Annotated in this window: 14 protein-coding genes and 1 pseudogene; 8 read left to right on the top strand and 7 right to left on the bottom strand. The window is 65.0% G+C overall.

What is annotated here, in order from left to right; all coding sequences use genetic code 11:
* The first annotated feature begins 4 nt into the window (after positions 1 to 4).
* The 3 genes from ABV518_RS09180 to ABV518_RS09170 are packed head-to-tail and all read left to right on the top strand — an operon-like array spanning position 5 to position 3,631.
* Positions 5 to 1,051 (top strand): ABC transporter permease, encoded by a 1,047-nt coding sequence (locus ABV518_RS09180; protein ID WP_367766657.1) that lies wholly within the window; start codon positions 5 to 7, stop codon positions 1,049 to 1,051.
* On the top strand, positions 1,044 to 2,813 hold the full coding sequence (locus ABV518_RS09175) for a dipeptide/oligopeptide/nickel ABC transporter permease/ATP-binding protein (protein WP_367766656.1): 1,770 nt from the start codon (positions 1,044 to 1,046) through the stop codon (positions 2,811 to 2,813). Before ABV518_RS09180 ends, ABV518_RS09175 begins: the two co-directional genes overlap by 8 nt.
* Positions 2,810 to 3,631, top strand: coding sequence for an ATP-binding cassette domain-containing protein (locus ABV518_RS09170; protein WP_367766654.1), 822 nt, complete (start codon positions 2,810 to 2,812; stop codon positions 3,629 to 3,631). The genes ABV518_RS09175 and ABV518_RS09170 overlap by 4 nt, the downstream gene beginning before the upstream one ends.
* Before the next feature lie 106 nt (positions 3,632 to 3,737).
* On the opposite strand, the gene ABV518_RS09165 is transcribed toward ABV518_RS09170, so the two are convergent.
* The gene (locus tag ABV518_RS09165; protein WP_367767062.1) at positions 3,738 to 4,265 is read right to left on the bottom strand and encodes a gluconokinase; all 528 of its coding nucleotides are present in this window, start codon (positions 4,263 to 4,265) and stop codon (positions 3,738 to 3,740) included.
* Between the two features lie 197 nt (positions 4,266 to 4,462).
* Between ABV518_RS09165 and ABV518_RS09160 the strand changes: the two genes are divergently transcribed.
* Together ABV518_RS09160 and ABV518_RS09155 are read left to right on the top strand one after the other, a co-directional pair.
* Positions 4,463 to 5,404: a 2-hydroxyacid dehydrogenase gene (locus ABV518_RS09160; RefSeq protein ID WP_367766653.1), complete on the top strand. Its 942-nt coding sequence runs from the start codon at positions 4,463 to 4,465 to the stop codon at positions 5,402 to 5,404.
* A 71-nt stretch (positions 5,405 to 5,475) separates the two neighbouring features.
* Complete coding sequence (locus tag ABV518_RS09155; RefSeq protein WP_367766652.1) at positions 5,476 to 5,676, top strand: hypothetical protein; 201 nt, start codon at positions 5,476 to 5,478, stop codon at positions 5,674 to 5,676.
* A 40-nt stretch (positions 5,677 to 5,716) separates the two neighbouring features.
* Here the strand turns inward: ABV518_RS09155 and ABV518_RS09150 are convergent, their stop codons facing one another.
* Positions 5,717 to 6,340 carry a TetR/AcrR family transcriptional regulator gene (locus tag ABV518_RS09150; protein WP_367766651.1) on the bottom strand — a complete coding sequence of 208 codons (624 nt, stop codon included), beginning with the start codon at positions 6,338 to 6,340 and terminating at the stop codon, positions 5,717 to 5,719.
* 130 nt (positions 6,341 to 6,470) lie between these two features.
* On the opposite strand from ABV518_RS09150, the gene ABV518_RS09145 reads away from it, so the two are divergent.
* The gene (locus ABV518_RS09145; RefSeq protein ID WP_367766650.1) at positions 6,471 to 7,184 is read left to right on the top strand and encodes an SDR family oxidoreductase; all 714 of its coding nucleotides are present in this window, start codon (positions 6,471 to 6,473) and stop codon (positions 7,182 to 7,184) included.
* 100 nt (positions 7,185 to 7,284) lie between these two features.
* Here ABV518_RS09145 and ABV518_RS09140 read toward each other — a convergent pair whose 3' ends face one another.
* The 4 genes and pseudogenes from ABV518_RS09140 to ABV518_RS09125 form a co-directional block, all read right to left on the bottom strand.
* On the bottom strand, positions 7,285 to 8,079 hold the full coding sequence (locus ABV518_RS09140) for a strictosidine synthase (protein WP_367766649.1): 795 nt from the start codon (positions 8,077 to 8,079) through the stop codon (positions 7,285 to 7,287).
* A 33-nt stretch (positions 8,080 to 8,112) separates the two neighbouring features.
* On the bottom strand, positions 8,113 to 8,979 hold the full coding sequence (locus tag ABV518_RS09135; RefSeq protein ID WP_367766648.1) for an alpha/beta fold hydrolase: 867 nt from the start codon (positions 8,977 to 8,979) through the stop codon (positions 8,113 to 8,115).
* A 26-nt stretch (positions 8,980 to 9,005) separates the two neighbouring features.
* Positions 9,006 to 10,001 carry an NADP-dependent oxidoreductase gene (locus tag ABV518_RS09130; RefSeq protein WP_367766647.1) on the bottom strand — a complete coding sequence of 332 codons (996 nt, stop codon included), beginning with the start codon at positions 9,999 to 10,001 and terminating at the stop codon, positions 9,006 to 9,008.
* Positions 10,002 to 10,318: 317 nt separating this feature from the next.
* Positions 10,319 to 10,455, bottom strand: a pseudogene (locus ABV518_RS09125) (alpha-galactosidase); the annotation flags it as partial.
* Between ABV518_RS09125 and ABV518_RS09120 the strand changes: the two are divergent.
* Positions 10,432 to 10,842: a LacI family DNA-binding transcriptional regulator gene (locus ABV518_RS09120; protein WP_367766646.1), complete on the top strand. Its 411-nt coding sequence runs from the start codon at positions 10,432 to 10,434 to the stop codon at positions 10,840 to 10,842. The pseudogene ABV518_RS09125 and the gene ABV518_RS09120 sit on opposite strands and share 24 nt — an antisense overlap.
* 122 nt (positions 10,843 to 10,964) lie before the next feature.
* On the opposite strand, the gene ABV518_RS09115 is transcribed toward ABV518_RS09120, so the two are convergent.
* On the bottom strand, positions 10,965 to 11,348 hold the full coding sequence (locus ABV518_RS09115; protein WP_367766645.1) for a MarR family winged helix-turn-helix transcriptional regulator: 384 nt from the start codon (positions 11,346 to 11,348) through the stop codon (positions 10,965 to 10,967).
* Positions 11,349 to 11,433: 85 nt separating this feature from the next.
* Between ABV518_RS09115 and ABV518_RS09110 the strand changes: the two genes are divergently transcribed.
* Positions 11,434 to 12,933 (top strand): MFS transporter, encoded by a 1,500-nt coding sequence (locus tag ABV518_RS09110; protein WP_367766644.1) that lies wholly within the window; start codon positions 11,434 to 11,436, stop codon positions 12,931 to 12,933.
* The last annotated feature ends 76 nt before the right edge of the window (positions 12,934 to 13,009 follow it).

Below are 13,009 nucleotides of genomic sequence, written 5' to 3'. Positions count from 1 at the left end.
GACCATGACTGAACCGACCATGCTGAACAGGGAAAGCGCCCTGTTCAGCAACCCCCCGGGGGCTCCCAAGAGCCCCCGGGGCGGGCTCCGCAATCTCTCCCCGTGGGCCAGCTACGGCCTGCGCCGCGCCGGCGGAGTGCTGCTGTCCGTAATCCTCCTTGTGGTGGTTACCTTCTTCATGGTCCCGCTCATCCCCGGCGACCCGGCAGTGGCAGTCGCCGGTGCCGACGCCACCACCGAGCAGATCGAGGCCATCCGGGAGAGCCTGGGGCTGAACCAGCCCCTGCACCTGCAGTTCCTCCAGTACGTGGGGAACCTGTTCACCGGCAACCTCGGCGAATCGTTCGCCTACAGCACCTCGGTATCCTCAATCATCGCCACGAAGCTGCCCTTCACGGCAGAACTCGCCCTGCTGGGCATCATCGTGACCCTGCTCCTTTCGATTCCGGCCGGGATGGTGGTGGGCATCCTGACCCGCGGCGGACGCCGGAAGTGGCTGGACGTGACCTTCGGTATGCTCACCGGGTTCTTCCAGGCCGTGCCGCAATACGTCATCGCCACGATGCTGGTGGTGGTTTTCGCCATCGTCCTCAAGGTCCTCCCGGCCGCCGGCGCGGCAACCCTCACCTCCCTGATCCTTCCCGTCGTCGGCCTCTCGATTGCGCCCATCTGCTCGATCGCCCGAGTGGTCCGGCGGGAAACCTCGACGGTCCTCGAGCAGGACTACCTGCGGACCGCCCGCGGCTGGCGCCTGCCGCCACTGCGGCTCTACGCCCGCCATGCCCTGCCCAACCTGATGACCACCACCCTGACCCTCGCCGGGCTGATCCTCGCCGGCATGCTCGGCGGCGCGATCATCATCGAAAACGTCTTCAACTGGCCCGGACTCGGCAAAGAGATCGTCACGGCCATCATCAACAAGGACTACCCGGTCATCCAGGGCATCATCCTGGTCCTGGGCTTCCTCGCCATCATCCTCAACCTGCTGGTCGACGTCATCCTCGGAATCATCGATCCGCGCACCCTCGGAGGAGGAAAGTCCCATGGCTGAGAAAACCCGCACCAAGCGCCACTTCCGCTGGACCACCGGCTTGATCATCGGCATTTCCCTGATGACAGTCATGATCCTGATCGGTCTCCTCGCACCCCTGTTCCTCACCGAAGCCGCCGAAAAGCTGACCGCCAACGCCTCCCAGGGACCCAGTTCCGCGCACTGGCTGGGCACTGACGACTTCGGCCGCGACGTACTCGCCCGGTCGCTCGTGGCCACCCGGCTCACCCTGGTGATGACCGCAGCCACAACGGTGATCTCGGTGGTGGGCGGCGTTTTGATCGGCACGTTCATCTGGCTGGCCCCGGCCAAGATCCGCAACGCCGTCCTGCGCGTCATCGATGCCGCCGTCGCCTATCCAAGCCTCATTTTCGCGCTGCTCATTGCAGCAATCCTCGGCCAGGGCGCGTGGTCTGCCGTCCTGGCAATCGCGATCGCCAGCATTCCGGCGTTCGCCCGCCTCACGGCCAACATGGCTGCGTCGATCTCGCAGCGCAATTACGTGTCAACGGCACGCCTGTTGGGCGTCCCGGGACCGCGCATCATCACGCGGCACCTGCTGCCGAACATGGCAGAACCGCTGCTGGTGCTGACCGCCACCGTATTTGCAACCACCCTCATCGAGCTGTCCAGCCTGTCGTTCATCGGACTCGGCGTCCAGAACCCGGAGTACGACTTCGGGCGCCTGCTCAACGAGGCCCTCGTTAACATCTACTCCCAACCGCTGCAGGCTGTGATGCCCTCAATCATGATCACCATCGCGGGGTTGAGCGCCATGCTCATTGGCGATGGCCTTGCCGCCGCCACAGACCCCCGCGGTGGACGGAAGTTCGGCAGCGTCAAGGCTGCCTCTGAGCTTCCGGCCTCGATGCGGGCCGACCGGGAAGCGCTGGTGGAGGTGGACAACCTCACCGTCCTCACCCCCAACGGTGTGCCCCTGGTCAAGGGTGTTTCCCTGAGCATCCACGCGGGCGAAGTGGTGGGGCTCGTGGGTGAATCCGGTTCCGGAAAGTCCCTCACGGCCATGTCCATCGCCGGCCTGCTTCCGGAGGAACTAACCGTCAGGGCACACTCCATGCGCCTCGGCGAACTGGACCTGCTCAAGAAGAACGATCCGCGCACGCTGGCCACGTCCATCGGGCTGGTCTACCAGGATCCGGGAACCAGCTTCAACCCGGCCCTGCGGATCGGCTCCCAGCTGACGGAGGTCAGCCGGATCCATCTGAAGCAGTCCGGGAAGACCGCTTTCAACAGGATGGTCAAAGCCCTGGCGGACATCCGGATCACGCAGCCGGAACTGCGGATGAAGCAGCACCCGCACGAGCTCTCCGGCGGCATGCTCCAGCGCGCCATGATTGCCTCCACCCTGGTGACGGACCCGCGGCTGATCATCGCCGACGAGCCCACCACGGCGCTGGACGTCACGGTCCAGGCGGATGTCCTGCGCCAGTTCCGCACCATCAACCGGGAAATGGGCACCGCCATGCTGTTCATCTCCCACGACATCGGTGTGGTGCAGGCCCTGTGCGACAAGGTGATCGTGATGAACGGCGGGAAAATCCTCGAACGGCTCACCGGCGCCCAGCTGGCTGCCGGCGACGTCAAGCACCCCTACACCAAGGCGCTGCTGGCAGCGACGCCGAGCATCGCCGAACGCAAGACGGAACTCGTCGCCGTCCGGGCAGAGGACTTCACCTTCGACGAAATCACCGACGACGTGCCCGGACCGGTCCAGCCGGAAACAGAGAGGCCACAGCCATGACAAGCACCGCAACGTCCGCCGCCCCGGTACTGGAAGTCCGCGACCTGGAGGTCATTTTCGGATCCGGACACGCAGCGGCCAAGGTCCTCAAGGGCGTCTCAGCCACCATCGAACGCGGCAAGACCCTGGGCATCGTCGGGGAATCCGGCTCGGGCAAGTCAACCCTGGCCAAGGCCATCGTTGGCCTGAACCCGGTCAGCGCCGGCAGCATCTGGGTCAACGGCACGGACGTGTCCCGCATGACCTCGGGCCAGCGCCGTGCCATGCGCCGGGAAGTCCAGATGATCCCGCAGGACCCGTATTCGTCGCTGAATCCCCGCCGCACCATCGGGCAGACGCTGGCCGAGGCTATCGATCCTGTGAAGTCGAATCCGCGCGCCCACCGCGAGAAGATCTCGTACTGGCTCTCCACCATCCGCCTGGACGCGGACGTGGCCGAGCGGTACCCGCACGAGTTCTCGGGCGGGCAGCGGCAGCGCATCGCCATCGCGCGCGCACTGGCAGTGGGGCCCAAACTGATCATCGCCGACGAGATCACCTCGGCGCTGGATCTGTCCGTCCAGGCGGAAATCCTGAACCTCATCAGCCGCCTGCGCACCGAACTGGACCTGACCATGGCCTTCATCTCCCACGACCTGGACGTGGTGCACCATGTCAGCGACGAGATCATGGTGCTCTTCCACGGAGAGGTGGTGGAGCTCGGCGACGTGGACAGCGTCTACGGCAACCCCCAGCATCCGTACACGCGCAAGCTGATCGACTCCGTGCCGGGTGGCCCCGGCTTCGATATCGGGGAACGCCGGGCCGCCGTCGCCTAGCCAAGCACAAACTCAACTAGGTCGCAGTTGATGTCGTTATGAGCGCTGATAACGACATCACCTGCGACCTAGTTGGGTTAATCCGCGTGAGCTGACGTGCCCGCCCCTAGTCTCCCTCCGCCGTCGTGCGTTCCGGCGTCGTGCTTTCCACCGCCAAACCTTCCAGCGCCGCGGCAGCCTGGTCCGCCAGCTCGGATGGTGACTGGCGGACGTCGAGCAGCACGTGGCGCTCATCCGCCTCCAGCGGCTCCAGGGCCTCCAGCTGGGAGGCCAGCAGCGTGGCGGGCATGAACTCATGGTTCCTGGAGGCCATGCGGGCGGCAAGGGTTTCCGCGGATCCTTGAAGGTGGAGGAACAGGACATCCGGAGCGGCCTCCCTGAGCAGGTCGCGGTAGCGGCGCTTCAGTGCGGAGCAGGCGATGATAACGCCGGTTCCGTCCTTTTGATGCGCTTTGAGCGTCCGACCGATTTCCTGCAACCAGGGACGCCGGTCGTCGTCGTCCAGCGGAATCCCGGTCCGCATCTTCTCCTTGTTCGCGGCGGGATGCAGGTCATCGCCGTCGATGAACGGAACGCCCAGCCGGTGTCCCAGCAGCTCTCCCACGGTCGATTTTCCGGAACCTGACACGCCCATGATGACCATGGGCGGAAACCTGTTGCTACTCACTTGAATTGCCTCCGCGGAGCTCTTGCCTGACGCTTACTGAAGTGCGATGATTGTCACACATGAGAAAAGTTTCTCAGATTGGTGTTGGGTCGTCAACGGTTTTCCCGAAGAGGCCGGCCTCCCGATACACCACTGAGAGCCACTACTACCGAACAGGGTTACCGATGCAGACAGTCCGGACAGTCACCTTCCCCGACCGGGACCTCCTGGCCAGGGTGCAGCCGCTCCCCGAGGGCATTGAAGCCTCGGTCTGGGACCTCCGCTCCGAGCCGGAGGGCATCGCACTGGACGCCATCGACGCCGTCATCCTTCCGTACATTGATGCGTCCGCCGTCCTCGGCTCGCTGTCGAAGGCCCCCAACCTGAAGTTCGTCCAGACGCAGTCAACGGGCTTCGACGGCGTCCCGGAGGCGGCAGGCCCCTCGGCCGCGGTGGCGAGCGCCTCGGGTGTCCACGCGGCAGCCACCGCCGAGCTGGCCATCGGCCTGATCATCGCCAAACTCCGCGGCATCGACCACGCGGTCCGCGACCAGCAGACCGGCAACTGGCAGCCGCAGCGCCGCTCATCGCTGGCGGACCGGCGCGTCCTGCTGGTGGGTGTGGGCGGCATCGGGAACGAAATCGCGAAGCGCCTCGAGCCCTTCGAGGTGGAGATCACCCGGGTGGGCAGCAGCGCACGCGAGGACAGCGCCGGACGGATCCACGCCTCCTCCGAGCTCGCCGCCCTGGCCGCGACCCACGACGTCCTCGTTGCGGTCACCCCGCTGAACGAACACACGCACCGGCTGGTGGACGCCACTGACCTTGCGGCACTGCCGGACGGTGCGCTGGTGGTCAACGTCGGACGCGGGCCGGTGGTGGACACGGCAGCCCTGACCGCGGAGGTCCTGTCCGGCCGGCTCCACTGCGCGCTCGACGTCGTCGATCCCGAACCGCTCCCGGCGGACCACCCGCTGTGGTCATCCCCCAATGCACTGATCACCCCGCACATCGGCGGCAACGCCTCGGCTTTCGAGCCGCGGATCGTCAAGCTCCTCGCCAGCCAGCTCAAGGCACTGGCCAGCGGACAGCGGCCGGCGAACCTGGTCCAGTCCGGACCTTTCTGACTCGGACAGATCTCCCCGTCCGCGCCTCATCCACCATCCCCGTTGAATCCCCTCAAGAGAAAACGCCAGTCATGAAAAGCAGAGCCCTCGTCCACAGCAACTATGAATCCCGCCTCCTCGGCACCAGGCCCCAGGGCAGCCAGCTGCCCTCGGGTGTAACGGCCGCGCGGATGCCCGGCCACGCGTCTGGCCGGCGGGCCACGGAACAGGCACCCATGCAGTCCCTGTCGGCCGGCTACCAGCCCCAGCCGATCAAACTGCCAAAGGGCTGACCTCGCCGCAGCGGGCCGGGCCGGCCCGGGAGGACGCTTTCTATCGATCTGCCGCAGTTTTCTTCGGGCCCAGAAGGACCTCGGCCTGTCTCCTGATGTCCTGCAGCAGGTCCTCGACGGTGCTGCCGATGTTGACGGTTGCCGCCATGCTCACAAACATAATGGCGGAGATGATGTGCGCCTGCGCCACGGCCTCGGGTTCAGTGACGCTTTTATCGCGCCGCAGGATCGCGGCGATGGCTTCTTCAGTTTCCAGCGCGAGCGCGAGCGCGTCCCTGTGGTGCGGTTCTTCGGGATCCCCGAAGATCATTTCGCGCAGATACGTCCGTCCGTTGTCGATCTGGGTGCGATTGCATTCCACGACGGGCCGCACGATGGCCATTACGGCACCAAGGACTTCCGGGATGTCCTCGGCTGCGGCTCGGCCGCGCACCAGCGCGTCGACATAACTGGAGTTCTGAACGAGTAGGAGCAGCTCGCCCTTGGTTTTGGCGTAAAGGAACAGCGTGCCGGTGCCGATATCGGCTTTATCGGCGATCTGCTGCGTGGTGACTTCGTCGACGCCATGCACTGAAAAGAGTTCCCTGGCGGCAGCGGTGATGCGGTCAAGCTTCTCCTGCTTGTTGCGTTCGCGCCGGCCGACGGACTTGGATGCGAGCGACATGGCTACCTTCCCGGGAATAGAGTCTGACTGCACTCAGTTATGAACACAGTCACTAATGCTGCTGCTCAGATACTGCTCCATCTTCGCATGGCCTCTGAACACGGCTTCATCACAACGAAGGAAGCACACCATGCCCTCACTCAAAGGATCAACCGTCCTCGTAACCGGCGCGAACGGAGGCATTGGAACGGAATTCGTTCATAACGCCCTCGCCCGCGGCGCAAGCAAGGTTTACGCAACTGCCCGGACCCCGCGCGCCTGGGAGGACGAGCGCATCGTCCCGCTCACCCTCGACGTCACCGATCCCGCCTCCATCCAGGCAGCGGTCGAGGCTGCCGGAGATGTCACCGTGCTGATCAACAACGCCGGAGCCTCCGTTACAACCCCAGGCATCCTTACCCACACCGATGAGGAAATCCGGACCAACGTGGAGACCAACTTCCTCGGCCCGCTGTTCCTTGCCCGCGCCTTCGCACCGATCCTGTCAGCGAGGGATGAATCGGTGATCATCGACATCCACTCCGCCATGAGCTGGTACGCCGTCGGTGGCATTTACAGCGCCACCAAGGCCGCCCTCTGGTCGGCCACCAACTCGCTGCGCCTGGAGCTCGCCCCCGCAGGCGTCCACGTCGTGGGTGTCCACGTCGGATGGGTCGACACCGCGATGGCTGCGCACACCACCGACCCCAAAACGGACCCGGCCGATCTCGTGCGTACGGTACTGGATGCTGTGGAAGCCGGCGAGTACGAGGTTCTCGCCGACGACACGTCCGTACAGCTCAAGGCCGGGCTCAGCGCCCCCATCGAGGCCGTATACCCGCAGCTGATTGCCAAGAACGGCTAGACCTGTGGCGCCGCGGTCATGACACGATGACATGACTGCGGCGCTGCCAGCCCCCGATTGAACGATCGAGCGTGTGCCCTCAGCACTTCGTAGGACCCGCCTACTCCACGTAGTGCGGAAGGATGCGTCCGTCTTTGACGTACGTCAGGGCCGAGGACACGTCGTAGGCGTGGACCGCGGATGCGAAGGACGCCAGGTGGCTGGACAATCCCCGGACCTCGGGGCTCTCGAAGAATGCCGCGCGTGCTGGCCGGTCCGGGAAGCCGAGGATCAGTGACGCGTGGAAGTGCTGTTCTGGTGGGTTGTCGTGCGCGACGTCCGGGGTGTCCCAGAGCTTCTGGTACCAGGGCATGAAGGCCTGGGTGCGGAGTTCTGTCGTCGCGCCGGTGTTCGCGATGGCGGGCACGAGCTCGTCGGTAAGGAACTTCCGGAACGGGCGGGTGCCGATGCCTTGCCGTCTCCTGAGGTAGATCAGGGCCCGAGCCCCGGTCTTCTCGCCGGGTCCGGCGACGTCATACCAGCGCGTCGAGTAAGGGGGCCCGGCGTAGAGCAGGGTGCGACGGAACACGTTGATCTCATCCTGGTACGCGAGGCGGGTCTGATTCCGGCCCAGTAACGGCGAGAACACGGAGGCGAAGCTAACCTCGGCAACCCCATCGATCCGCCGCTCTGCGGGGATGATGGTCTCTACGCCGGGCGTGGCCGGCCACAGCCCCGGATTGGTTTCGGCGAGGTGAATCTGGCGGTACTCGTTGAACCCCGGTGTCGTGGAGATGATCTTGGAGTGGGGACCCTTCCAGTAGTCCATCCCCTGCTGTCGGGGCTGGTCGGTGCGGATCCACAGCAGGATTGATGATGCGAACGGCTTCTTGGTGTACGGAATCGTGTTGGGCATTGGATCGTCCGTTCGGTGAATTTCGGGTGCCGGTCAGCGGGCGAGGAACTCTGCCGCGATAGGGGCGAACTTGTCGTGGAACTGAAAGATGCCGCCGTGGCCGGAGCCGGGGTAGATGATCAGTTCGGAGCCGTTGATGCGGAGGTGCAGATCCTCGGAAAGGATCGAGGGCACCATCCGGTCGTTGTCCCCGTTGGCGATGAGGGTGGGCTGGGTGACTGTCGAGAGGTCTGCCGGCGTCCCGCGCCCCCACTTCTTGATGGCTTTCAGCTGGGTCTGGAGTGCCTTGACCTTGATCGGGGCATCGCGGTCGGCGGTGCGCTCCTCGAGTCGCTTCACGAATGCTTTTGCGGCGCGCTTGCCCGCGGTGTCGCGGTTGAAGAACAGGAACTCCTTCGGGTCGGAACGGGTCAGGGCCGCGCGGAGCATGTCGTAGTAGGTGGTCCCGGCGACCTTGTCCATGTCTTTGCCGCCCTTGGGGCCGGTGCCGGTGAGGACGAGCTTGCGGACGAGGCCGGGGTGCTTGAGGACCAGGGCCTGGGCAACCATGCCTCCGAGGGAGAAGGAGAAAATATCGATCTTGTCGAATCCGAGCGCCTTGATGAAGGTGTAGGCGTCATCCGCCATCGCCTCGATGCTGTCGGGCACCTGGCCGGTGGAGGCGCCGACGCCCTGGTTGTCGAAGGTGATGACGTGATGGTTCTTCGCGATGGGGTCGATGATGCGCGGATCCCAGTTATCCAGGGTGGCGGCGAGGTGGACGAAGAAGATGACAGGGGTCCCGCCCTTGGGTCCGAGCTCGCGGTAGGCGTAGCTGACGCCCCCGGCGCTGATGGTGCGGGCGGGCGCTTTGGCGTAGGAGGTAATGACGGATTCATTGAGGGGGTGGTGGGCGTTCATGGCGGTTCTCCTTTGAAGTTGGTTGCTCACGGGTTGCTGATGACGGCCTTGCCGCGGATGCCGCCCTTTTCCAGGCTCTGGAGGGCTTCGACGGTCTGGCCGAAGGGGAAGACCCGTCCGACGATGGGGCGCAGCGCTCCGTTGTCGATGAGGGCGGTGATCCGGCGCAGCTGGTCACCGCTGGCACGCATGAACAGGAACTCGTAGCTGACGCCGAGCTTCCGGGCCTTGCGGCGGATGCCTGCGCTCAGGCCGGCGACGGCCAGGCGCACTACTGGATTCAGGCCGGCCTCGCGGGCAAATGCCGGGTCCGGAGGCCCGGCGATGCCGATGGCTTTGCCGCCGGGCTTGAGCACGCGCAGGGACCTCTCGAGATTTTCGCCGCCGAGGCTGTCCAGCACCAGGTCGTAGCCGCCCAGGAGTTGTTCGAAGTCTTGGCTGCGGTAATCAATGACGACGTCGGCGCCGAGCTCGCGCACGAAGTCCGCGTTTGAGGCACTCACTGTGGTCGCGACAGTCGCGCCGAGGTGCTTGGCGAGCTGGATCGCGATCGATCCGACGCCCCCAGCACCGGCGTGGATGAGGACCTTCTGTCCGGGCTGCACATTGCCGCGCTCAACGAGCGCTTGCCATGCCGTCAATGCAACCAGCGGCAGCGAGCCCGCCTCCTCCATGCTGATCGACGCCGGCTTGAGAGCCAGATCGGCCTCGGCGACGGCGATTCGCTCGGCGAACGTGCCAATGCGGTCCTGGTTGGGACGCCCATAGACCTCATCGCCAGACTTGAACGCACTCACCTTCGATCCGACACGGATGACCGTTCCGGCGACATCATTGCCGGGTATCAAGGGAAGTTCGTACCGCAGTATCTGCTTAAACTCTCCCACCCGGATCTTCTCATCGAGCACGTTGAGACCGGCGGCCTGCACCCGCACGAGCACATCATGCTCCCCCACCATGGGCTCGGGGACATCAGATGCCTGTAGCGGGCCTTTGTACTCCTTGACGACGAACGCTTTCATGGTTCCGACTCCCTCTTGGTGACATTGCTTATTCATGACTGTACTCAATTATGAGTTTAGTCAGAAATCCTGTCAAGGAATGGGTGATAGGGCTGCTCGGCGATGGTGTCAGCCGATCCGGTTGACGCGGTAGAGGACCACCCGGTCGGGGTGGATCCGCGGGGATGCGACGCCGAAAGATCACGTCATCCTGAACGGCCGCCCGCAGGGAGCCGGGTTCAATCGCCTGGCCGGCTCCTGTCGGCTGGCCCCACCACCCGGGCGAGCGCGACTACACCGGCCAGTCTGTGAGGGAGGGCCATAATGAACAACCGAGCCCCCAACCCTAAGGTGTCGTCGCGTCGCGAATCGAACCACCCGTCGTCGAGCACGTACCGTTCGACGCCAACGGCGGCGGCGCGCTCGGCCGGGTCGATGAGCCGTCTTCTTCGTGTTCGAAGTAGACGGCTTCCCACCGAAGGCACTCCGGGCTGCAGGCCCTCCCGAGGGCACCGCGGAATTCACCAACTTCACCAGGCAAGGTGGCTACGAAGCCACCCGCCGACTGCTTGCATTACCGAATCCGTCCACGGCCATCTCCGCGAGCTCCGACCTGCTGGCAGCTGGCGCCCTGCGCGCCATCCACGAAGCGGACCTCTCCATATCCGAGGACATCGCCGTCGTTTCCTTCGACGGAACCTCTGAATCGGGGTTCAGCTGGCCCCAGCTCACAACCGTCCGGCAGCCCATCAACCAGATTGCCGAAGCTGCCGTCGATGCGGCACTCTCTTCCAACGGTTCAGGCGGCAAGGCCCAACCCCTCCCCACAGAGCTCATCATTCGCCGGTCCTGCGGCTGCTGACCTCGCGGCCCCTACACGAAGCGTGCCCTATTGGCGTGGGGGCCGGGCCCACCTCGGCCATTGCCCTCGGGGCAACCGGACAGAGGAATAGAGTGCAGCCAGAGGACGGCAAGAGCCGACAATTAGACTTTGCCCAGGTTTTCCCTGAGCAGGGCGCGGTGTTCGACGGCGGCCTGCCGGTGGAGTGCGCGGCCGGCGTCCGTGAGTTCCAGGTACAGTGAGCGCCGGTCATCTTCGCAGGACTGCCGGGAAATGAGTCCGGCTTTGTCGAGCCGGTCCACCACCTTGGACATGGCGCTCTGGGTCATCGGTGTGCGCTCACCGAGCTGCTTCATGCGGCATGCTGCGTCGGCGCTTTCGGCCACGAGGTCCAGGATTTCAAACTCCGTCAGGCCGATGTTGAACTTCGACTCCAGTGCACGCTCCAGCGCTCCAGCGGTCTGGAAGTACGTGGTCTGCATGCTGCGCCATTGCTCAACCAGCTGGCGGTCCTGCGGTTTTGCCATGCAGCGATTCTAGTCGATGGGCGAGCAAAAAGTCCACGTCATAATATTCCTTGTCATTCAATGACGTGTCATATAAGTTGTTGCCATGACTTCAACTTCCACCCTTGAAAGATCAGCCGGAGACCGGCTTACAGCTGTGCGCTGGACCCGGGCACAATGGATGCTCCTCCTGGTCCTGTGCACCGTCCTGGCACTCGACGCACTCGACGTATCCATGGTTGGCGTGGCCCTGCCCTCGATCGGCACCGAGCTTCATCTCGGCACCGAGTCCCTTCAGTGGATCGTCTCCGCCTACGTGCTCGGCTACGGAAGCCTGCTCCTGCTGGGCGGACGGATGGCGGACCTGCTCGGCCGGCGGCGCATCTTCCTGATTGCGCTCAGCGTCTTCGCCGCCGCATCCCTGCTCGGCGGACTGGTGGATGACCCGGCCCTGCTGATCGCCACGCGTTTCGTCAAGGGCCTGGCCGCCGCATTCACGGCTCCCGCTGCCTTCTCGATCATCACCACCAGCTTCGCGGAGGGACGCGAACGCAACCGCGCCCTGTCCATCTTCACCACGTTCGGCGCGAGCGGATTCTCCCTCGGCCTGGTTGTGGGAGGCCTCATGACTTCCCTGAGCTGGCGCTGGACCTTCCTGGTCTCCGTTCCGGTGGCAGTCGCCGTCGTAATCCTTGGCCTGAAGTACATCCCCCGGGACAGCGCCGCAGGCCAGGCTGCCAACGGGGAGCAGGAGAGCGGGCATGACGTCTGGGGCGCCATCACGCTCGCGGCCGGCATGCTGGGGCTGGTGTACACGCTGGTGGCGGCGCCGGGGAACGGCTGGGGATCTGTGGCAACCATCGCCGGATTCGTGGCCTCCGCCGGCGTGCTGGCAGCGTTCGGTGTGATCGAAAACCGCGTCAGGCACCCCCTGATCCGGTTCAGCATCCTGAAGGAAGGCTGGGTTGCCCGGGCCAACCTCAGTGCCGTGGGGCTGTTCGGCTCCTACCTGAGTTTCCAGTTCATCCTGACGCTCTACCTGCAGTCCGTGCTTGGATGGAGCCCCCTTGGCATGGCCCTGGCGCTGCTCCCGACCGGCCTGCTGGTTGCCTCGAGCGCACCCTTCGCGGACCGGCTGATTGAGAGATTTGGCGCCCCGCGGCTGATCCTGACGGGACTGGCGGCGTTGACGCTCGGATACGTGCTGTTCCTTCGCGTGGGCACCTCGCCCAATTACGTGACCGACATCCTGCCGTCCGTCCTGCTGCTGGGCGTCGGTTTCGCCCTGGCCTTCCCGTCCATCAACGTCCAGGCCACCGCAGGCATCCGGGATTCCGAACAAGGCCTGGCCGCAGGCCTGATCCAGACCAGCACGCAGGTCGGTGCCGCCCTGGTACTGGCCGTCACCACGGCAATGGTGAGCGGCCACGGCAATGCGCACGACGCAGGTGCCGCCGTCGATGCTGCCGCGATGCTGGAACAGTACCGGCCGGGCCTGATCCTCAGCGCCGCGGTGGCCGTGGCTGCCCTCCTGGTTGCCGCGACGCCCAAGTTGTCGCTGCGCACGAGGCGACAGCAGGAGGTTGAAACCGGCGGGCGTCCGTAGGATTCCTCCGGGCATCATGCCGGGCTCCTTGGGGGTCCGCCCGTCAGGTGTCCTGCTTCCATGCTGGTCTCGCAGG

The sequence above is a fragment of the Arthrobacter sp. HS15c genome (genome assembly GCF_040812005.1).
Taxonomy (GTDB): Bacteria; Actinomycetota; Actinomycetes; order Actinomycetales; family Micrococcaceae; genus Arthrobacter.
Note: the sequence above shows the minus strand (reverse complement) of the source record. Positions and strands in the feature narration are given on the sequence as shown.

Excerpts from the sequence above, each read along its gene's own strand:
- ABV518_RS09180 (WP_367766657.1), top strand. The coding sequence starts at position 5 with ATGACTGAACCGACCATGCTGAACAGGGAAAGCGCCCTGTTCAGCAAC.
- ABV518_RS09175 (WP_367766656.1), top strand. The coding sequence starts at position 1,044 with ATGGCTGAGAAAACCCGCACCAAGCGCCACTTCCGCTGGACCACCGGC.
- ABV518_RS09170 (WP_367766654.1), top strand. The coding sequence starts at position 2,810 with ATGACAAGCACCGCAACGTCCGCCGCCCCGGTACTGGAAGTCCGCGAC.
- ABV518_RS09165 (WP_367767062.1), bottom strand. The coding sequence starts at position 4,265 with ATGGGCGTGTCAGGTTCCGGAAAATCGACCGTGGGAGAGCTGCTGGGA.
- ABV518_RS09160 (WP_367766653.1), top strand. The coding sequence starts at position 4,463 with ATGCAGACAGTCCGGACAGTCACCTTCCCCGACCGGGACCTCCTGGCC.
- ABV518_RS09155 (WP_367766652.1), top strand. The coding sequence starts at position 5,476 with ATGAAAAGCAGAGCCCTCGTCCACAGCAACTATGAATCCCGCCTCCTC.
- ABV518_RS09150 (WP_367766651.1), bottom strand. The coding sequence starts at position 6,340 with ATGTCGCTCGCATCCAAGTCCGTCGGCCGGCGCGAACGCAACAAGCAG.
- ABV518_RS09145 (WP_367766650.1), top strand. The coding sequence starts at position 6,471 with ATGCCCTCACTCAAAGGATCAACCGTCCTCGTAACCGGCGCGAACGGA.
- ABV518_RS09140 (WP_367766649.1), bottom strand. The coding sequence starts at position 8,079 with ATGCCCAACACGATTCCGTACACCAAGAAGCCGTTCGCATCATCAATC.
- ABV518_RS09135 (WP_367766648.1), bottom strand. The coding sequence starts at position 8,979 with ATGAACGCCCACCACCCCCTCAATGAATCCGTCATTACCTCCTACGCC.
- ABV518_RS09130 (WP_367766647.1), bottom strand. The coding sequence starts at position 10,001 with ATGAAAGCGTTCGTCGTCAAGGAGTACAAAGGCCCGCTACAGGCATCT.
- ABV518_RS09115 (WP_367766645.1), bottom strand. The coding sequence starts at position 11,348 with ATGGCAAAACCGCAGGACCGCCAGCTGGTTGAGCAATGGCGCAGCATG.
- ABV518_RS09110 (WP_367766644.1), top strand. The coding sequence starts at position 11,434 with ATGACTTCAACTTCCACCCTTGAAAGATCAGCCGGAGACCGGCTTACA.